At 71.3% G+C, this 18,531-nt stretch carries 17 protein-coding genes; 6 read left to right on the forward strand and 11 right to left on the reverse strand.

Annotated features, from left to right (window positions below; genetic code table 11):
* The first annotated feature begins 44 nt into the window (after positions 1–44).
* The 3 genes from DW296_RS04615 to DW296_RS04625 are packed head-to-tail and all read left to right on the forward strand — an operon-like array spanning position 45 to position 1,556.
* The gene (locus DW296_RS04615; RefSeq protein ID WP_136051283.1) at positions 45–332 is read left to right on the forward strand and encodes a hypothetical protein; all 288 of its coding nucleotides are present in this window, start codon (positions 45–47) and stop codon (positions 330–332) included.
* A gap of 10 nt (positions 333–342) precedes the next feature.
* Entirely contained in the window at positions 343–1,101 is a 759-nt protein-coding gene (locus DW296_RS04620) for an SDR family oxidoreductase (protein ID WP_136051284.1), read from the forward strand.
* Between the two features lie 44 nt (positions 1,102–1,145).
* Complete coding sequence (locus DW296_RS04625) at positions 1,146–1,556, forward strand: VOC family protein (RefSeq protein ID WP_025104497.1); 411 nt, start codon at positions 1,146–1,148, stop codon at positions 1,554–1,556.
* 22 nt (positions 1,557–1,578) lie between these two features.
* Here the strand turns inward: DW296_RS04625 and DW296_RS04630 are convergent, their stop codons facing one another.
* The 9 genes from DW296_RS04630 to DW296_RS04670 form a co-directional block, all read right to left on the reverse strand.
* Positions 1,579–3,093, reverse strand: a complete 1,515-nt coding sequence (locus DW296_RS04630) for a helix-turn-helix domain-containing protein (RefSeq protein ID WP_205807819.1) — start codon at positions 3,091–3,093, stop codon at positions 1,579–1,581.
* Entirely contained in the window at positions 3,090–4,118 is a 1,029-nt protein-coding gene (locus DW296_RS04635) for an S-methyl thiohydantoin desulfurase domain-containing protein (protein WP_136051286.1), read from the reverse strand. The genes DW296_RS04630 and DW296_RS04635 overlap by 4 nt, the downstream gene beginning before the upstream one ends.
* Before the next feature lie 10 nt (positions 4,119–4,128).
* Complete coding sequence (locus tag DW296_RS04640; RefSeq protein ID WP_136051287.1) at positions 4,129–5,232, reverse strand: DUF917 domain-containing protein; 1,104 nt, start codon at positions 5,230–5,232, stop codon at positions 4,129–4,131.
* Positions 5,229–6,329, reverse strand: coding sequence for a DUF917 domain-containing protein (locus DW296_RS04645; protein ID WP_136051288.1), 1,101 nt, complete (start codon positions 6,327–6,329; stop codon positions 5,229–5,231). Before DW296_RS04645 ends, DW296_RS04640 begins: the two co-directional genes overlap by 4 nt.
* A gap of 1 nt (position 6,330) precedes the next feature.
* Entirely contained in the window at positions 6,331–7,878 is a 1,548-nt protein-coding gene (locus DW296_RS04650) for a hydantoinase/oxoprolinase N-terminal domain-containing protein (RefSeq protein WP_136051289.1), read from the reverse strand.
* A gap of 43 nt (positions 7,879–7,921) precedes the next feature.
* Positions 7,922–9,262, reverse strand: a complete 1,341-nt coding sequence (locus DW296_RS04655) for a purine-cytosine permease family protein (protein WP_136051290.1) — start codon at positions 9,260–9,262, stop codon at positions 7,922–7,924.
* Positions 9,263–9,489: 227 nt separating this feature from the next.
* Complete coding sequence (thrC, locus tag DW296_RS04660; RefSeq protein WP_136051291.1) at positions 9,490–10,893, reverse strand: threonine synthase; 1,404 nt, start codon at positions 10,891–10,893, stop codon at positions 9,490–9,492.
* Between the two features lie 75 nt (positions 10,894–10,968).
* The gene (locus tag DW296_RS04665) at positions 10,969–11,571 is read right to left on the reverse strand and encodes a response regulator transcription factor (RefSeq protein ID WP_025104505.1); all 603 of its coding nucleotides are present in this window, start codon (positions 11,569–11,571) and stop codon (positions 10,969–10,971) included.
* Positions 11,568–12,761, reverse strand: a complete 1,194-nt coding sequence (locus tag DW296_RS04670; protein ID WP_240742984.1) for a sensor histidine kinase — start codon at positions 12,759–12,761, stop codon at positions 11,568–11,570. The genes DW296_RS04665 and DW296_RS04670 overlap by 4 nt, the downstream gene beginning before the upstream one ends.
* Before the next feature lie 157 nt (positions 12,762–12,918).
* Between DW296_RS04670 and DW296_RS04675 the strand changes: the two genes are divergently transcribed.
* The gene (locus tag DW296_RS04675) at positions 12,919–13,461 is read left to right on the forward strand and encodes a small multidrug efflux protein (RefSeq protein WP_136051293.1); all 543 of its coding nucleotides are present in this window, start codon (positions 12,919–12,921) and stop codon (positions 13,459–13,461) included.
* A gap of 37 nt (positions 13,462–13,498) precedes the next feature.
* Positions 13,499–14,401, forward strand: coding sequence for an arginase family protein (locus DW296_RS04680; protein ID WP_136051294.1), 903 nt, complete (start codon positions 13,499–13,501; stop codon positions 14,399–14,401).
* A 24-nt stretch (positions 14,402–14,425) separates the two neighbouring features.
* Here the strand turns inward: DW296_RS04680 and DW296_RS04685 are convergent, their stop codons facing one another.
* Both DW296_RS04685 and DW296_RS04690 read right to left on the reverse strand, forming a co-directional pair.
* Positions 14,426–15,718 (reverse strand): hemolysin family protein, encoded by a 1,293-nt coding sequence (locus DW296_RS04685; protein ID WP_029989632.1) that lies wholly within the window; start codon positions 15,716–15,718, stop codon positions 14,426–14,428.
* Positions 15,719–15,812: 94 nt separating this feature from the next.
* Positions 15,813–16,832, reverse strand: coding sequence for a TerC family protein (locus tag DW296_RS04690; protein WP_025104510.1), 1,020 nt, complete (start codon positions 16,830–16,832; stop codon positions 15,813–15,815).
* Between the two features lie 354 nt (positions 16,833–17,186).
* On the opposite strand from DW296_RS04690, the gene aspS reads away from it, so the two are divergent.
* Entirely contained in the window at positions 17,187–18,488 is a 1,302-nt protein-coding gene (gene aspS / locus DW296_RS04695) for an aspartate--tRNA(Asn) ligase (RefSeq protein WP_136051295.1), read from the forward strand.
* The last annotated feature ends 43 nt before the right edge of the window (positions 18,489–18,531 follow it).

The raw sequence follows: 18,531 nt of genomic DNA on the forward strand, positions 1-18,531 counted from the left end.
CCAGGATGCTGGCAGGCTGAAGGATCCGGTGCCACGATGAGGGGATGGAAACCATGGACGGTGCGCAGGTCTGGACCATGATCGGCGCGTTCACGGCGCTGATGATGGGCATGCTCACGGTCGTCTCGACGCTGTTCATCCGCGTCCTGCGCAGCGAGATTGGGGGCCTGCGCAACGAGATGAACGGTCAGCTCGGCGGCCTGCGCAACGAGATGACCGCGCGCTTCGACGCGGTCGGCACGCGCATCGACGGCGTCAACGCCCGCATCGACGGGCTCGACCGTGATGTGCAGGCGCTCGTGAAGCGCACTTTCGGGCTGGATCGGGAGTGAGGATCGACGCATGAGGATCGTCGTCGCAGGAGGGACCGGCGTCGTCGGCACGCCCACGGTGGAGGCCGTCCGGAGCGCCGGTCATGAGGCCGTCGTGCTCAGTCGTTCGCACGGCGTCGACCTGGTCAGCGGGCGCGGGCTGGAGGCGGCGCTGGACGGAGCCGATGCCGTGATCGATGTCGTGAGCGTCGAGGCTCTGAAGGCGAGCACGGCGATCGAGTTCTTCACGGCCGCCACCGGGAACCTCCTCACCGCCGCCGCGGACGCCGGGGTGGGACACATCGTCCTGCTCTCCATCGTCGGCATCGACCGGATCCCCTACGACTACTACGCGGGCAAGGTGGCCCAGGAGAAGCTGGTCTCCACGTCCGCCGTCCCCTCGACGATCCTCCGAGCCACGCAGTTCCACGAGTTCGCCGCGCAGATGTTCTCGCGCGCGAAGGCGGGACCTCTGCATCTCGCCCCGCGTGCGCGCACGCAGCCGGTGGCGGCCCGCGAGGTCGCGGAACGACTCGCCACGCTCGCGACCGGGGGCGCGCGGGGTCGCGTGCCTGATCTCGCCGGCCCCCGCGAGGAGCAGCTCGCCGACATGGTGCGGGCGTTCGCTCGGCGCATCGGGTACCGAGGCTGGATCCCGGCGCTGAACGTGCCCGGCCCGCAGATGGCGGGGATGCGCGCGGGGAAGGCGCTGCCGGGACCGGATGCCGTGCGCGGGACGCAGACGTTCACGGAATGGCTTGCCGAGGCGGTGCCGGCGCGCGCAGACTGAGGAGGGGCGGGGGTCTTCCAGCAGTCGAGCGACCAGGAGCACGCATGGCGAACCTCAATCCCTACCTGTCCTTCCGCACCGAGGCCCGCGAGGCCATGGAGTTCTACCGGGGAGTCCTCGGCGGAGATCTCGACATCACGGTCTTCGGCGACTTCCCCGACATGGTGCAGGATCCGAGCCAGAAGGACCTCGTGATGCATGCGCAGCTCACGACCCCCGACGGCCTCGTGCTCATGGCCTCGGACACCCCGGAGGGCATGACCTACGAGAAGCCGCAGGGCGTCTCCGTGTCCCTGAGCGGCAACACCCAGGAGGTCACCCGGCAGGTGTGGGACCGCCTCTCCGAAGGCGCCACGATCACGATGCCGCTCGATGTGCCGCCGTGGGGCGGGACGTTCGGGATGCTCGTCGACCGCTTCGGGATCGCCTGGATGCTGCACGGCGACCCGGAGTGACCCCGGACGGTGTGCTCCGGGCTCAGCCCGGCAGCACCGCCCGGCACGCGAGATGCAGCGCCAGCCGCGCCTCGGGGTCGTTCATGTCGATCCCGAGGAGCTCCTGCACCCGGCGGATCCGCACGGCCACCGTGTTGCGGTGCAGCCCGAGAGCGGCCGCGGTGGCCGCGATGCCGGACTCGTGGTCGAGGTAGGCCGACAGAGTCCTGAGCAGCTCGCCGCTCCCCTCGGCCAGAGGGGCGAGCAGCGACTGCGCGGCCGGGACGAAGGTGTCGTTGCCGGTCCAGGCGAGCAGGAGCTGTTCGAGCCCGAGGCTGTCGACGCGGACGAACCATCCGGTGGCCGACCGGGCCGCGGCGATCCGTGCGGCGTCGCCGGCTTCGTCGAGGGTCGCCGCCAGTCCTTCCGGCCCGGTCTGCGCCGAGCCCACCCCGGTCGCCACGGCGAAGTCGCGCAGTGCCGTGAGGTGGAGGTCGCGCAGTGCCGTCACGGCCCGCTCGATGCGATCGGGCCCCGGGGCCTCAGCGAACGAGAGCCAGCCGCTGAGGCCTCGACCCGCCGTGGTCGCGTGCGCCTCGGCGTCGATCGCGCTGAGCCCGGGCCTGATCGCACGGAGGAGTGCGAGCGGCTCCACCCGGCTGCGCGCCACCATGCGGAAGCCGAGGTGATGCCCGCCGGTGCGCCACCCCCGCTCCGCCATGCGCCGTTCCACATCGGCATCGGCGGCTCCGCGGAGCTCGACGAAGTCCCGCAGCAGGCCCGACGATGCCGCGACGTCGTTGACGGCCGCGATCTCGTCGATGAGGATGCGGGCGGCCACCGCGGGCATGGCGACCTCCGCGGCCACCAGGAGCGACCGCAGCTGTGCCTCTCCGAAGCCGTGGCCGAACAGGACGAGACGCAGACCGGACCGGCCGGGGCTGTCCACCCGCACCGAGGCGGCCGTGCCCTCCCCCGCCCTGGCACTGTCGCTCCACGCGTCGAAGCGGATCGCCGCGTGCAGTTCGGCGTCCAGGTGTCCGCCGGCTTCACGGAGCACTCCCGCGGCGTCGACGAGGGCGACGCCCAGACCGAGGTTCGCCGCGAGGTGTCCGAGCAGGTCGCCGAGGTCGTCGGCGGCGTACTCGAACGACTGCGCGACCTTGCGCACCCGCGTGAGCGTCAGAGCGTCGCGGGCCTCGATGAGCATCCAGCAGGCGCGGGCGAGCTGGACCGGCCTCTCGACGTCGAGCAGGGCGAGACCGATCCGGTCCGCGAGGCGGAGCGCCCCGGGGTCGACACCGGCGGCGCCGGGGAGCGCGAGCCCGGTGAACCCGCGGTCACGGACCCGGCGCAGCATCGCGTCCTGTTGCCAGGTGGCGATCGGCGCCCCGGCCGTGAGGATCGCGAGCCGGCCGGTGCCCCCGTCGGGCAGGTCGGACTCGCCGGCTTCCACCACCACCGCGTCCCACGCGACATCCCGAGGGCCCGCGACGAGGCGGAGGACGCCGTTCTCCTCCTGTGCCAGCAGCGCCGGCAGCGCGAGCGCCCCGCTCACGCCGCGTCCAGATCGACGAGCCCGTAGGCGGAGGGCACCACCCGGGCCCGACGCTCCGGGCGGGCGTTCCACCATGCGGGAGCGGGGAGGGCGAGTGCCGCCACGGTGCGCCCGGGGGCCAGCTCGGTGACTTCGAGGACGTCTCGGGACACGGCGTCCAGGAGGACGATGATCTCGGGCGCCGCGGCCACCAGCAGGCCGTCGGTGAGCACCGCGAGGGTCTCGGAGCGGGTGACGATGCGATGCACCGCTCCGCCGAGTCCGGCGATCTCGACCGCGTTCACGTGGGGGTCCGCGCCGGAGGACGCACCGGCCACGATCCGCCCTTCGGCGAGCAGCGTGCCGCCGAGGACCTCGGCGAGGACCGGCAGCGGTGCCGCCCGGTGCGCCAGGAAGCTGCGGCCGAGGGCGAGCGCGCGGGCGAGGTGGTCGGCGATGGCGTGCTCGCGCAGGTCGCCGACGGTGAACCCGGCGAGCACGGCGCAGCCGACGCCTCCGGCCTGGATGATGGCCGAACGCACCACGCGCTCGGCATCGATCGCCCTCGTCGCCTCCACGAGCGCCACCCCGTCGGCCCCGGTCTCGCACGCGAAGACCAGTCCCGGCACACAGTCGACGAAGAGCGACATCTGATCGAGTCCCGGCACCGCACGCCCCGTGCAGTCGGCGTCCACCACGGTGTGCGATCCGGCCAGGGTGAGCGGCGCGAGGCCGTTCATCCCTCCACCCTCGAGCGAGCACACCGCCGGGACGGGATGCCCGAGCCATCTCTCCACCGCCCGCAGCAGCGGGGCGAAGGGCGCGGCACCGGGCATCCGCTCGCCGAGCAGCATCGTCGACCCGACGAAGGCCACGCCGAGACAGGGCGTGGCGGGGTCCAGCGCGTCCACCGGCGCGACGTCGAGGGGCCAGGGCGCGGTGGTGCCGAGGATGAGTTCGAGCATCGTCGTGGACCCGCCGCCGCCGGAGCCGAGCAGGGCGTACCCGCGGGCGAGCGCCTCCAGGTCGTCCCGCTCCAGCCTCATGGGATCCAGCCTAGGACGCGGCCATCCCCTCGACGGGAGCGAACTCCTCGGACAGGCCGAAGGCGGACGGCCCGAAGGCGGCCAGAGCCTCGGGGGTGCGCATCATCGCCGGCGTCGAGATGCCGAGCACCCGGACGCGCTGACCGTAGCGGAGTCCCTCCGTGGTGATGGGTTCGGCGGTCTCGTGATCGACGACGCAGATGAGATCGGGAACGATCGCGACGAGCCGTCCACCCCGCCGCGCGGTGAGGTTCTCGTTCTGGAAGGCGATCTCGAACGTGTCGTCCTCCGCGGCGCCGAGCGGAGCGATGACCGCCCGCCCCTTCGCGAAACCCTCGGTGGTCCGTCGTTCGACATCCACCACCTTCCCGACGCAGAGCTCGCGCAGATGCGGGTAGAGCGTGGTCGCGAGCGTCGCTGCGATCGCCTCGAACGGCGAGCGGTGCTCCTCCCGGGCGAGCCGGATCGCTCGACCGAGCGCGAGAGCCATCGAGATGGTGCGCGGCACCGCGGTGCGCCGGACGTCGGCCCCGGTCATGGCGTATTCGGCGATGTGACCGACGCCACCCAGCCGGATCGTGATGCCGCGGGCGAGCCACTCCATCTGACGATCGTCGTCTCCGGTATCGATGACGACGCGCTCCCCGCGCTCTCCGGCGAGCGCGAGCGGCGAGCCGTGCACGCCGTAGACCGCGAAGGTCTCCATCGACAGCTCGGGGAACGCCCGGCCCATGCCGTCCGCGTCCACGACCGGAAGACCGGTCTCCGCGGCGACGATGAGCGGGATCATCGAGTTGATCCCCCCGCACTCGATCGGCATGGTGGCATCGGCCCGGCGCCCGAGGTGGTCCTCCAGGGTGCGCAGGGCGAGGGTGGGTTCGGTGCCGGCGGGGATCTTCTCGACCATCACCGTCGGCGCCCCCATCTGCGCGGTCGGGATGACGAAGAGGTCGTCGGCGAGGTCGTCCGGGTCGAGGATCGTGATCGCCCCGTCGCCGAGCACGCGCTCCACCAGCATCTTGCCGATGTAGGGGTCGCCCCCGCCGCCGGTGCCGAGCAGCGTGGCGCCGCGGGCGAGGTCGGGCAGGTCTGCCGCGGTCAGCTCCCAGCTCATGCGGCGGCCCCTGTCGCGGCGTCTCCGGCGGAGACCGTGCCGTCGAACCGGTGCGCCGGGATGTCGTAGCCGAAGTATCCCGGGCCGACCATCGCGAGAGCCGCGTCCGAGTGCCAGCGCTCGTCAGCGGGGGCGGCGATCACGCGGACGCGCTGGCCGTAGCGCAGCCCCTCGGTCGTGACGGGCTCCCCCGACTCGCCGTCGAGGACCATGATGAGGTCGGGGGTGGTCGCCAGCACCCGCCCGTCCGCCTCCGCGACGAGGTGCTCGTTCTGGAACTGCAGCGTCAGCGAGGCTCCGCTCTCTCCGTCGATCCGTGCCCGACCGCGCGCGAAGCCGGTCGTCGTGGCCCGGTTCACGTCGGCGACCTTGCCACCGAACAGCTCGCGACCGCCGAGGAGCTCGACGACGGCGGCGACCGGGTCGGTCTTCGCCTCGCGGGCCTCCGCGATCCGCTGACCGATGTCGATGCACCGGGACAGCGATCCCGCCACCAGCGACTGGCGTGCGGCGGCACCCGACATCGAGAAGCCGGAGATCATGACGGAGCAGCCCATCTCGACGCACGCGACGCGGGCGATGCGCTCGGTCCAGGAGTTGTCGGCGGTCTGCAGCACGCCCGTGTTCCCCTTCTCGTCGCTGAAGGCGAGCGGCGAGGCCGTCACGCCGTAGAGCGTCGGGAGCACCATCTGCAGTTCGGGGAACGCGCGTCCCATGCCGTCCGCGTCGACGAGGGGCAGCCCGAGCGCTGCGGCGGCGGCGATCGGGATCGTCGAGTTCACCCCGCCGACCTCGGCACAGGCGATGTGGGTGACCGGACGGCCGAGATGGATGCCGAGCGCCTTGACCGGCTCGATGACCTCCGCGAGGCTCGGCAGCTTCTCCACCATGACGGTGGGCGCGCCCATCATCGCGACGAACAGCACGAGGGCGTCGTCCGGCACCTCGTCGAGCGCCACGACCGTGACGTCTCCGGAGGCGAGGGCCTGGCGGGCGAGGAGGGCGCCGATGTACGGGTCGCCGCCCCCGCCGGTGCCGAGCACGGCCGCGCCGCGGGCGAGACCGTCGATGTCGGCGGCGGTGATCGTCGTGCTCATGTCAGGCTCCCATGTCGAGGTCGCCGACGGCCTTCACGCGGATGCGCGTGGCGTTGCCGGGAAGATACGGGATGGGGACCTCGTCGAAGTCGATGATCGACACCGTCGCGGGCTTGGCGCCGGCCGCGATGGCCTTGTCGACGGCCTCCGCGCGCACCTCGGCGATCGTCTCGTCGCGACGGCCCGGCTCGATCGCGTAGACCTTGTCGATCTCGCCGCCGACCTGCGCGATCGAGGCGCCGATGGCGTTGGCGACCGCGTAGTTCTCCGGACGATGCACGGTGCCGAACAGGGGCAGCTCGTCGGGCAGCAGGATGGACCCGCCGCCGACAGCCACGACCGCGATGGGCTCCGGCGACGTGCGCATGCGGTCCACCGCCTCCGCGACGCGCTCCGCGATGCGGGCGAGCACGCGCTCCACGAACGCGGGGTCGAGGTGCGCGACCTTGGCGGGATCCCCCACCTGCGCACGACCGGCGGCGACCGCGATGTCGGTGGCCGTGAGGGTCGAACCGCCGAAGACCAGGGCCTCCGTCGTCAGCCGGTAGCCGACCGAGGCCGGGCCCACCTCGGCCGTCTCCTCGTCGACGATGCTGCCGCCGCCGATGCCGAGCGAGAGCACGTCCGGCATGCGGAAGTTCGTGCGGATGCCGGCGACCTTCACCTCGTTCGCCGTCTCCCGTGGGAAGCCGTTGATGAGCAGCCCGATGTCGGCCGTGGTGCCGCCCACGTCGATGACGGCGCAGTCGACGAGGCCGCTGGTGGCCGCCGCCCCGCGCATCGAGTTGGTGGGGCCGGAGGCGAAGGTCGCGACCGGGTACCGGCGCACGTAGTCCTCGTCCATGAGCGTGCCGTCGTTCTGGCTGAGGAAGATCGGCGCCTCGATGCCCTGCGCGCGGACCGCCGAGGTGAGCCCGTCGACGATCTCGGACGCGAGCTCGCGGAGCGCGGCGTTGATGATCGTCGCGTTCTCGCGCTCCAGCAATCCGATGCGGCCGATCTCGTGCGAGAGCGAGATGGCGGCGTCCTCGCCGAGCACCGACGCGACGATCTCGGCCGCCTGCACTTCGAGGTCGTGGTTGACCGGGCTGAACACCGACGAGATGGCCACGGAGCGGATGCCGTGCGCCTTCATGTCCTCGGCGTGCGCGCGGATCTCGTCCGGGTCGAGCGGCGAGATCGGGCGGCCGTCGAACTCGTAGCCGCCGTGCGCGAGGTAGCTGCGCGCCTGGGTGGCCTCGACGAGGACCTCCGGCCAGTCGATCAGCGGCGGCAGGGCCCGCGTCGCGGGCAGACCGAGCCGAAGGGCCGCGACCGGAGCGAGCCGGCTCGCCTGCACGAGCGCGTTGATGAAGTGCGTCGTGCCGATCATCACCGCGTCGATGTCGGCGCCCTCGAAGGAGTGCCCCGCACGGAGGTCTTCGATGGCCTGGACGATCCCGCTCGTCACATCCGGGGTCGTGGAGTGCTTGACCCCGGCCAGAGTGCGGGTGCCGTCCATGAGGACGGCGTCGGTGTTGGTGCCGCCGACGTCGATGCCGATGTGCATGATGCTCGCTTTCGTGGAGGTGGTTCGTGTCCGGCGGGTCTGCTCAGACTGCGGCGGGGGCGCTGTCGACGGGGTTCGCCTGCCGGGTGGTCGCGACGCCGACGCCGCGCACCCAGCCGAGCTTGCCGGCGACGATGTAGAGCACCATCGACAGGAAGAGGCTGAGCAGCGAGGGGATGCCCCAGGTCACGAAGTAGCCGACCAGCGAGGACACCAGCCAGACGACGATCGTGGCCGGGACGATCCGGGGCGCGGTGCCGGGCAGGGTTCCGGCCTCGCGGGTCGCGTCGAGCTCAGGACGCCAGCGGCGCACCACGTAGTACTCCGCGACCATGATCCCGGCGATCGGCGGGAACGCGACGCTGAGCACGACGAGGAACTCGGTGAACTGGCCGAGGATGCCGACCGCCGCAAGCACCGATCCGACCACCCCGAGGACGATGGTCGTGGTGACGCGGTGGAGGTTCTTCCCGAAGGCGGTGGAGATGAAGTTCACCAGGCCGAGCGTGGAGGAGTACAGGTTCCAGTCGTTGATCTTCAGCGTGCCGGTGAGGACGATGAACAGGCCGACGAACCCGACGGACGAGGTGACGATGGCGACGATGTCGCCGGTCGCCGCCGCGTGGGCGAGAAGCACGCCGGCGAGGCCGATCACGAACTCGCCGAGGGAGACGCCCAGCACCGTCTGCTTGACGACGTCGGCGCGGGAGCGGTTGAAGCGGGTCATGTCGCCCGTGATGATCGCGCCGACGATGAGACCGCCGGCGACGATGCCGGTGCCCGCCCAGACGCTCATGGTCGGGCCGGGGGCAGGGCCGGTGAGCAGCTCGCCGATGTCGTGGCGGGTGAGCTCGGAGATGACGGACCACCCCACGAGGATCAGGAACAGCGGCACGGTGATGTTCGCGAGCCACTGCATCCCCACAAAGCCGAAGGCGACGATCGCGGTGACGGCGAGGCCGAAGATGAGGCTCCACGCCCAGACCGGTAGGGCACCGGGCATGAGCGCGTCGAGCGACTGCGCGGAGATGGCGGACTGGATGCCGAACCAGCCGATGAGGCTGATGCCGATCGCGAGGCCGACGAGCGAGGCGCCGATCTCGCCGAAGCCCGTCCAGCGGGCCAGGAGGGCGGTGTTCAGGCCCTCGCGCTGGCCGATGAAGCCGACCACGCACATGATCACCTCGAGGATGAGCGAGCCGAACAGGAAGGCGAGGACGGCCTCGCCGAAGGTCATGCTGTAACCGAGGGTCGCGCCGAGGAGGAACTGCGAGAGGGCGGAGACCTGTCCGAATCGCTGGACGGCGATTCCGAACCAGGGCTTGCGGGCCTCGGGAGTCACTCGGGAGAGCGCGAAGTCGTCTGCGTGCGCCGTGCGTGCCATGGGGAGTCCTTCGGGAGGAGGATACGGGTTGCCCGCCACGGTACTCACCCCCGTCCCCTCCCCGACATGTGCACTCCGCCCCGATCCCCCTTCCCTCTGTGCACACTGCCCACCCCCTCTCCCCTCTCCCCTCCCCCAATGTCGCCGAGACCCCGGGTTCACGTCGAAACCCCCTGTCTCCGGCGTCCGGGATAGGGGGTTTCGGCGCGAAAGCGGGGTCTCGCGGGTCAGTGGAGGGCGTTCTCCTCGATGAAGGCGCGGAGAGCGTGCTCGTCGTCGGGCATCTCGGTCACGTGCTGGGGGGCGTCGAGCATGGCGCGCAGCTCGGGGGCGTACGCCAGCTCGACCCCGATGGCCTCGTGGATGGTCTCGGCGAACTTCTCCGGCTTGGCCGTCTCCAGCACCAGCATCGGCACTCCGGGCTCGACGTACTCCCGCGCGACCTTCACGCCGTCGGCGGTGTGCGGGTCGATCACCTCGCCGGAGGCCTCGTACACGTCGCGGATGGTCGCGAGCCGATCTTCGTGCGTCGAGGTGCCGCTCACGATGCCGAACTCCTCCGCGAAGCGCGGCTGCTCGGCCGAGAAGTCGAAGAAGCCCTGGGCCTCCAGGTCGTCCCACGCGCCGACCACTCGCGCCGGATCGCGGTCGACGAGCTCGAAGATGAAGCGCTCGAGGTTCGAGGCCTTCGAGATGTCCATCGACGGGCTCGAGGTCGCGAGGGTCTGGGCGGCGCTGCGGGGGCGGTACACCCCCGTGCGGAAGAACTCGTCGAGCACGTTGTTCTCGTTCGCGGCCAGGACGAGGCGTCGGATCGGCAGCCCCATCTGCTTCGCGAAGAATCCGGAGAGGATGTTGCCGAAGTTCCCCGAGGGGACGGTGAACGACACCTCGGCCCAGCCGCCGGCGTCGGTCGCGCGCAGCCACGCCCAGAAGTAGTAGACCGTCTGCGCGGTGATGCGGGCGAGGTTGATCGAGTTCACGGCGCCCAGGTGCTGTGCGCGCTTGAAGTCGAGGTCGCCGGCGAGCTTCTTCACGAGGTTCTGGCAGTCGTCGAAGACGCCCTCCACCGCGATGTTGTGCACGTTCGCGTCGTCGAGCGAGAACATCTGCGCTCGCTGGAACGCGCTCATCCGGCCCTGCGGCGACAGCATGAACACCGCGACGCGCTCCTTGCCGCGCAGGGCATGCTCCGCGGCCGAGCCGGTGTCACCCGACGTGGCACCGAGGATATTGAGGACCGAGCCCTGGCGCTCGAGCGTGTACTCCAGCACCTGCCCGAGGAACTGCATGGCCATGTCCTTGAACGCCAGCGTCGGGCCCTCGGAGAGGCCGACCAGCGTGAGGTCGTCGTCCACGCGACGCAGCGGGACGACGCCGTCCGGGAAGTCCGCGTACGCCGCCGCCGTCATCCGGGCGAGGTCCTCCCGCGGGATGTCGGTCGCGAAGAGGGCGAGCACCTCGGTCGCCAACTGAGGATAGGTCAGGGCCCGCCAGCGCTCGAGCGTCTCGCCGTCGACCTCGGGCATGACGTCGGGGACGGCCAGGCCGCCGTCGGGCGCCAGGCCCTCCAGCAGCGTCTCGCTGAACGACTGCGGCTGCATGCCGCCGCGGGTGGAGATGAACGGCACGTGTGCTCCTCGGCTCGGGACTCGGCGCCTCCATTCTCGCAGGCCGTGACGACCGAAACGGACGCGTGACGACGGTCAGATCCAGCCGCGCTCCTCGGCGACGAGCACGGCCTGCTGACGCGTGCTCACCGAGAGCTTCCCGAGGATGACGGAGATGTGGTTGCGCACCGTCCCCGGCGCCAGCGCGAGCGCCCGCGCGATCTGTCCCGTGGTCTCCCCCCGACGCCCGGCGCGGAGCACATCCAGCTCCCGATCGGTGAGCGGCGACCGCTCGTCGCTCAGCGCATCCGCGGCGATCTCCGGGTCGACGTACCGGGCGCCGGCCGCGACGCGGCGGATGATCGCGGCGAGCTCGTCCGCACCTCGCGACTTGGGCACGAACCCGGACACGCCGGAGGCGAGCGCCCGCCGGAGCACCCCGGGGCGGGCGTGCCGGGTGACGACGATGCAGCGGGTCGCGATCGTGCGGTTGAGCCTCTCGGCGACCTGCACGCCGTCGAGTCCCGGCATCTCCAGATCGAGCAGGCACACGTCGGGTTCGAGCCGGACGGCGGCGGCGACGGCCTCCTCGCCGTCCGCGCACTCCGCGACGACGTCGATGTCGGCTTCGAGACGCAGCAGGGCGGCGAGCGCGGAGCGGATCATGCCCTCGTCGTCGGCGAGCAGCACCCGGATCATCGGACGATCTCCGCCCGCGCGGGCACGGTGACCGTCACGACGAACTCGTCGGCGTCCCGACGCTGCTCGAACGTGCCGCCCGCCTCGCCGATCCGTCGGCGGACGCCCTCGAGCCCGGAGCCGCCCGCCCCGTCCTCAGCCGCGGGGTCGGCGTCGTTGGCGACCTCGTACCGCCAGGCGTCCGCCGTCCGGTCGAGGATCAGACGCGCGTGACCGCCGCGTCCGTGCCGCAGGACGTTCGTCGTCGTCTCCCGGATCACCGGGCCGAGGTCGGCCGCGGGTGCCGCGTCCGCATCCGGGTGGATCCGCGCCTCCACCGTGAGCCCGGCGGCCACGAGCAGGTCTCGGGCGTTCGCCAGCTCGTCGCCGAGGGGCACAGATCGGAACCGCGTGGCGAGGTCTCTGGTGCCCTGCCGCGCGTCGTCGACGCTCGCCCTGGCGGCGCGGAGCTGCTCCATCCCCGCCTGCGGATCGGTGGGCAGCAGGCGCTCCGCCAGTTCGAGCTGCAGGGCGATCACCTGGAGATGATGCCCCTGGAGGTCGTGCACGTCGGTCGCCACGCGCAGGCGCTCCTGCGTCGCCGCCAGTCGCGCCTCCGAGGTACGTGCCCGATCGAGGGCCACGAGCACGTCCCACCACCACAGCGAGCTCACGGTCATCCCGGGCAGCATGACTCCGTAGAGCACCGGCACCCACACCGGGACCTCGGAGCCGAGGGGGGTAGTCGAGTCGAGCAGCGCGAGAGCGACGAGCACGACGGTCGCGGCCACGGCCACGCGCACCCGGATCCCGCGGGGCCAGCTCACCAGCACGAAGACCTGCACCACGGGCATCGCGGCGAGCTGCCAGCTGCCGACCAGAGCCCCCGCCGCGCCGCCGTAGATCAGGGCGACGACGGTCGGCACGGCCAAGCGCACCCAGCCCACCCCGGGCCCGGCGTCGACGCGATGACGGTAGTCGACCAGCAGCAGGACGGTCGACGCCGCCCAGAGCACCCCGCCGACCCCCACGACGAGCAGCGCGACGCCCGAGCGATCCAGTGCCACGGCGATGCCCAGCCAGGCGGCCACCAGCATGAGCTCGATGAAGATCACCCCGCCGACCGTGTACCACCAGGTGGCGGTGATGCCCCGGGCGAGCTGGCGGGCACCGGGACCGGAATCGGAGAAAGCGGGGGAAGGACTGCTCACGCTCCCCACGATAGAGGCGTGACACATGTCACGGGATCGGGGTGCGAACCGCACGGAGAGCGATGACGCGGCGGCACTGCCGCCTCAGGCCGCCATCGACTGGACTGGGGTCATCGCGACGGAGAGACCGTCTGCACCGACACCCGGAGCTTCCCCCATGAACCTCATCGAGACCTTCCAGAGCCTCGTCGCCCAGGTCCCCGACCTCGTCCAGCCCCTCATCGTCGCCCTCGCCGGAGCGGTGCCGTTCGTCGAAGGCGAGGGTGCCGCGAGCATCGGCATCCTCGGCGGCATCCCGCCCGTGGTCGCGGCCATCGCCGCGATGGTCGGCAACTTCCTCTGCGTCGCGATCCTGGTGCTCGCCAGCGCGGGCGCCCGCCGAGCCATCGTGGACCGCTCGCGGGCGAAGCAGCCGGTGACGGTGGGCGGCGGGACGAGCCTGGAGGCCGACGGCGTCCCGGTGGAGACCGGACGCGGGTCCGCCCGCCGCGAGAAGTTCCAGCGCGCGTTCGAGCGCTACGGCGTCCCCGGGGTGAGCCTGCTGGGACCGCTGCTGCTGCCGACGCACTTCACCGCCACGATGCTCGCCGCGTCCGGCATCGGCAAGGGGCGCATCCTCGTGTGGCAGGCCGTCGCGATCATCGGCTGGACGACCGTCATCGCGGTGATCGTGGGGAGCGCCGTCTACGCCATCCGCTGAGCGGCGAGATGTCGGACGCCCGGTGCAGGATGAGCGCATGATCACACTGCTGTCGGCTCCCAGCAATCTCGGCCTGCGCCCTCCGGAGCCCGGCAGCGTGCCCGGCTCCGCGAAGGCGCCGGAGGCGTTCCGGGAGGCGGGGCTGTTCCGGCGCTTCACCGATCAGGGCGCGAGCGACGGCGGCATCGTGCTCGCCGGACGCTACGTGGACGACGACGCCACGCGGCCCGCCGGCCGGGTGCGGAACGAGGCCGCCTTCGTCGACCACTCCCTCCGCCTGGCTTCGCGCATCGGCGAGGTCCTCGACGAGGGCCGCGCCCCGCTCGTGATCGGGGGCGACTGCGGCATCCTCGTCGGCGCCGGGATCGCCGTGAAGCGCCGTGGAGGCGCGGGCCTCGTGCACATCGACGGACACACCGACTTCCGCCACCCGGGCAACAGCGACGAGTGCGCGAGCGTGGCCGGCGAAGCGCTGGCGGCCGCCGTCGGCGAGCACTGGCCGGCGATCGCCGACATCGACGGACTCGCGCCGTACTTCTCCGCCACCCGCACGGCCCACATCGGGCACCGCGACGACGACGAGGAGCAGGAGGAGGTCCGCGGCCTCCTCGCGCGCGTCACGCCGGCGGCCGACGTCCTGGCACGAGGAGCCGACGCGGTCGCCGCTGAGACCGCCGCGTCCGCCGGCGGGCGCTACTGGTTGCAGCTCGACGTCGACGTGCTCGACCCGTCGGTGATGCCCGCCGTCGACAGCCCGGATCCGGGCGGCCTCGATGCCGCGGAGCTCACCGCCCTTTTGCGCGCCCTCGCCCCGCAGGCGATCGGGGCGAGCATCACCGTGTTCGACCCCGACCTCGATCCGGACGGCCGCTACGCCCAGCTCCTGACCGAGGTCCTCGGCGACGGACTGCGCGAGCTGGGCAGCGGAGCGCGCGACTGACGCGCCCCGTCACCCTGCTGCCCGTCAGTCCTCGGTGCCCCGCTCGGCACCCGGATCGGTGTGCATCGAGACGCGCACCCGCGCGATGCGCCGCCGATCGACCTCGGCCACCTGGATGGTCGCGCCCGGCACCTCGACGGTGTCGCCGACCACGGCGAGCCGGCCGAGCTGCTCGGTGACGAATCCCGCGATCGTGTCGGAAGACCCCCGGGGCATCGCGAGCCCCGTCGCCTCCTCGAAGTCCTGCAGGTTGAGGCGCCCGTCCAAGCCGTCGTCAGCGGAGATGAAGACCTCGGCGTCATACTCGTCGAAGATCTCGCCGACGACCTCCTCCACGAGGTCCTCCAGCGTGACGAGACCATCGGTGCCGCCGTACTCGTCCACGACGACCGCGATGTGGTGCCCCTCCGCCCGCATGCGCGTCAGGGTGGGCAGCACCCGCGCGGTGGACGGGATGTAGGGGATGTCGCGGACGAGCCCCTGCAGCGGACGCTCCGGATCGTCGGCCGCAGCCTCGAAGAGGTCGCGCACGTGCACGAAGCCGGTGATGTCGTCGATCGACGTCTGGGACACGGGGTACCGGGAGAAGGGCAGCTCGCGGACCTGCTCCATCGCCGCCCCCACGGTCGCCGCTTCGTCGAGCGCCACGACCTCGGGACGCGGGCGCATGACCTCGCTCACCTGACGTCCGCGCAGGGAGAGCACGTCGTCGAGGATGCGGCGCTCGTCGTCGGGCAGGCCCTGGTGGGTCGCCACGATGTCGCGCACCTCCTCGTCGGTGAGCTCGTCGCTCGTCTTGTGCGGGTCGCCGCCGAGCACGCGGACGAGGGCGTTCGTCGAGACCGACAGCAGCCAGATCACCGGGCGCATGACGGTCGCGAAGCCGTTCAGCGCCGGCGCCACGGCGTACGCGAACTGCGCGTTGCGCTGGATCGCGAGCCGCTTCGGCACGAGCTCGCCGAGCACGAGCGACAGGTACGCGATGATCAGCGTCAGCACGATCGTGGCGAGCGTCATCGCAAGCGGAGGCGCGACACCCCAGCCCTCCAGCAGCGGCGCGACGGACGGCGCGATCGAGGTCGCGCCGTAGGCGGCGGACGCGAAGCCCGCCACGGTCACGCCGATCTGCACCGCCGAGAGGAAGGTGTTGGGGTTGCGGGCCAGGGCGGCGACCTTCGCTCCGCGACGGCCGCGAGCGGCGATCGCGTTGAGCTGGCTCTCACGCAGCGTGACCAGGGCCATCTCCGTCGCAGCGAAGACACCGCCGATCAGCACGAAGAGCAGGACGAGGGCGATGTTCCAGAGCAGATCGCCCATCAGCGGGCGACCTCCTCGGTGGCGGGGTGAGCACCCGGGATGAACCGGGTGCTCGTACTGTCAGAGTCCGAAGAGTCAGAACAGCGCTGCGCGCTCAAGAGTGCTCCTTGTCGATGGTGGGGGTGGAATCGGTCGAGGAAGAGACGGCGTTGCGGTGCCGGCGCGTCTTCATCAGGCTCGCGACGGTGGCGACCGCGATGGTCGCGGCGATGAAGAGCAGCGAGAACCAGATCGGGATCTCGGGCGCCCACAGCATCGGCTCACCGCCGTTGATGAACGGCACCTCGTTGACGTGCAGGGCGTGCAGCACGAGCTTCACGCCGATGAACGCGAGGATGACGGCGAGGCCCTGGGCCAGGTACACCAGGCGCTCCAGCAGCCCGCCGATGAGGAAGTACAGCTGCCGAAGCCCCATCAGCGCGAACGCGTTCGCGGTGAAGACGATGTACGCCTGGTCGGTGAGGCCGTAGATGGCGGGGATCGAGTCGACGGCGAAGACGAGGTCGATGAAGCCGATCGCGATGATCGTCAGCAGCATCGGCGTAACGTAGCGCTTGCCCTTCTGGACGACCGTGAGCTTGTCGCCGTTGTACTCCTCGCTGACGGGGAGGTGACGACGGACGAACGTCATGAAGCGGCCGTTCGCGGGGTTGCTCTCGTGGCTGCTGAAGGCCTGGCGGTACGCGAGGAAGAGCAGCAGCGCGCCGAAGACGTAGAAGATCCAGGAGAAGTTCTCGATGAGGGTCGCACCGACGGCGATGAAGATGCCGCGGAGGATCAGCGCGATCACGATGCCGATCATCAGCACCTTCTGCTGATAGATCTTCGGCACCGCGAAGCCCGTCATCACGATGAGGAACACGAAGAGGTTGTCGATCGACAGCGCCTTCTCGGTGAGGTAGCCGGCGAAGTACTCGCCGCCGTAGGTCCAGCCGGACACCATGCCGATGCCCACGCCGAAGAGCAGCGCGAGGCTGATGTAGAAGATCGACCAGCGTGCGGACTCGCCGATGCTCGGCTCGTGCGGCTTGCGGACGTGCGCGAAGAACTCGTACACGAAGAACGCGATGGTGACCGCGATCGTGATGACCCAGATCAAAGGGGTGATTTCCAACGGGTACTCCAGACTCGGGCGTGACGGAACAGCGCCAAAGTCTTCCCCATCCCGAGCGGGACCGGTAGGCCGGGATGCAGACGCATCCGTAATGACGACCCGACCGTGTCGGAGTACTCCCCTTGGATAATCCAGGGTACGAGACGGCACCCGAGCGATTCTGTGGATCTGCCGAGAACGCCCCTAGACTGGACGCGGCGACCGCCGGGGCGTGACGACCCCCGGCCTCCGGGCAGGCGGTCCCCGCGCGTCCGGCGTACCGACGAGAGGCCGGCTTCTCACCGGCGAAGGTGTGGTGGCACCGCGATCTGGCCCCCGCCCACACCTCCAGGGCTCCCACAACCTGGAGGAGAAATGAGATCACCCGACCCCGCCCGCACTCTCGCCGCGGAGCTCGTGCACATCGTCCCCGGCCGCCGCGTCACGCTGCTCGGCCATGTCCATCGGCGGAGGGAGCTCGCCACCGTCGCGTTCCTGATCGTCCGCGACCGCTCCGGACTCGCGCAGGTCGTGGTCCGTCCCGCCGAACATCCAGCGGACGGCCTCCCTCCGGAGGAGACCGTGGTCCGCGTGACGGGGACCGTCGCCGCGAACCCGCAGGCCCCCGGCGGCGTCGAGATCGTCGACCCGCAGATCGAGAGCCTGTCGGAGCCGGCCGCACCGCCGGTCGTGGAGCTGTGGCGCCCGACGCTCGAGACGAGCCTGCCGACACTGCTCGACCACGCGGCGGTGACCTGGCGCCACCCCGCACGCCGTGCGACCTGGCAGATCGCCGCGGCGAGCGTGCGTGCGTTCCGCCGGGTGCTCGACGCCGCGGACTTCACCGAGGTGCAGACCCCGAAGATCGTCGACACCGTGACCGAGTCGGGGGCGAACGTGTTCCCCGTCGACTACTTCGGCAGGACCGGGTACCTCGCGCAGAGCCCGCAGTTCTACAAGCAGCAGCTCGTCGGCGTGTTCGAACGCGTCTACGAGGTGGGACCGGTCTTCCGAGCCGAGCCCCACGACACCGTGCGGCATCTGTCGGAGTACGTGTCGCTGGACGTCGAGCTCGGGTTCATCCGCGACCATCGCGACGTCCTGAGCCTCCTCGGCGCCGTGCTGCGCGGCATGCTCGACGGCATCCGCACCGACGCCGCGGAGGAGCTCGCGCTGCTCGACGTGACGCTCCCCGTCATCCCCGAGGACATCCCCGTCGTGCACTTCCGCGACGCGCTGCGCCGGGTCGGTGCTCCGGCCGACGAGCCCGACCTCTCCCCGGCGCACGAGCGCGTGCTCGGGGCGTGGGCGAAGGAGGAGTTCGGCAGCGACGTGCTGGCCGTCGAGGGCTACCCGATGCGCAAGCGCCCGTTCTACACGCATCCGCAGCCCGACGACGCGGAGGGGAGCAACAGCTTCGACCTCCTGTTCCGCGGTCTGGAGCTCGTGACCGGCGGACAGCGGCTGCATCGGCACAGCGAGGTCGCCGCCGCGATCGAGGCGCGAGGAGAATCGCCCTCGGCGTACGCCGGCTACCTGGAGGCGTTCGCGCACGGGATGCCTCCGCACGGCGGCTTCGCCATCGGACTGGAGCGCTGGGTGGGCCGCCTGGTCGAGGCGGCCAACGTCCGCGAGGTGACGCTGTTCCCCCGCGACCTCCATCGCCTCACGCCGTAGCGCCGAGACGCGACGAGGGCGACCGCGGTGTGCGGTCGCCCTC

The organism is Microbacterium sp. K36 (assembly GCF_004794355.1).
Classification (GTDB): Bacteria; Actinomycetota; Actinomycetes; order Actinomycetales; family Microbacteriaceae; genus Microbacterium; species Microbacterium paraoxydans_D.

Bases quoted from the DNA above. Each gene is read 5' to 3' on its own strand.
- DW296_RS04615 (WP_136051283.1), top strand. From the start codon at position 45: ATGGAAACCATGGACGGTGCGCAGGTCTGGACCATGATCGGCGCGTTC.
- DW296_RS04620 (WP_136051284.1), top strand. From the start codon at position 343: ATGAGGATCGTCGTCGCAGGAGGGACCGGCGTCGTCGGCACGCCCACG.
- DW296_RS04625 (WP_025104497.1), top strand. From the start codon at position 1,146: ATGGCGAACCTCAATCCCTACCTGTCCTTCCGCACCGAGGCCCGCGAG.
- DW296_RS04635 (WP_136051286.1), bottom strand. From the start codon at position 4,118: ATGAGGCTGGAGCGGGACGACCTGGAGGCGCTCGCCCGCGGGTACGCC.
- DW296_RS04640 (WP_136051287.1), bottom strand. From the start codon at position 5,232: ATGAGCTGGGAGCTGACCGCGGCAGACCTGCCCGACCTCGCCCGCGGC.
- DW296_RS04645 (WP_136051288.1), bottom strand. From the start codon at position 6,329: ATGAGCACGACGATCACCGCCGCCGACATCGACGGTCTCGCCCGCGGC.
- DW296_RS04650 (WP_136051289.1), bottom strand. From the start codon at position 7,878: ATGCACATCGGCATCGACGTCGGCGGCACCAACACCGACGCCGTCCTC.
- DW296_RS04655 (WP_136051290.1), bottom strand. From the start codon at position 9,262: ATGGCACGCACGGCGCACGCAGACGACTTCGCGCTCTCCCGAGTGACT.
- DW296_RS04665 (WP_025104505.1), bottom strand. From the start codon at position 11,571: ATGATCCGGGTGCTGCTCGCCGACGACGAGGGCATGATCCGCTCCGCG.
- DW296_RS04675 (WP_136051293.1), top strand. From the start codon at position 12,919: ATGAACCTCATCGAGACCTTCCAGAGCCTCGTCGCCCAGGTCCCCGAC.
- DW296_RS04680 (WP_136051294.1), top strand. From the start codon at position 13,499: ATGATCACACTGCTGTCGGCTCCCAGCAATCTCGGCCTGCGCCCTCCG.
- DW296_RS04685 (WP_029989632.1), bottom strand. From the start codon at position 15,718: ATGGGCGATCTGCTCTGGAACATCGCCCTCGTCCTGCTCTTCGTGCTG.
- aspS (WP_136051295.1), top strand. From the start codon at position 17,187: ATGAGATCACCCGACCCCGCCCGCACTCTCGCCGCGGAGCTCGTGCAC.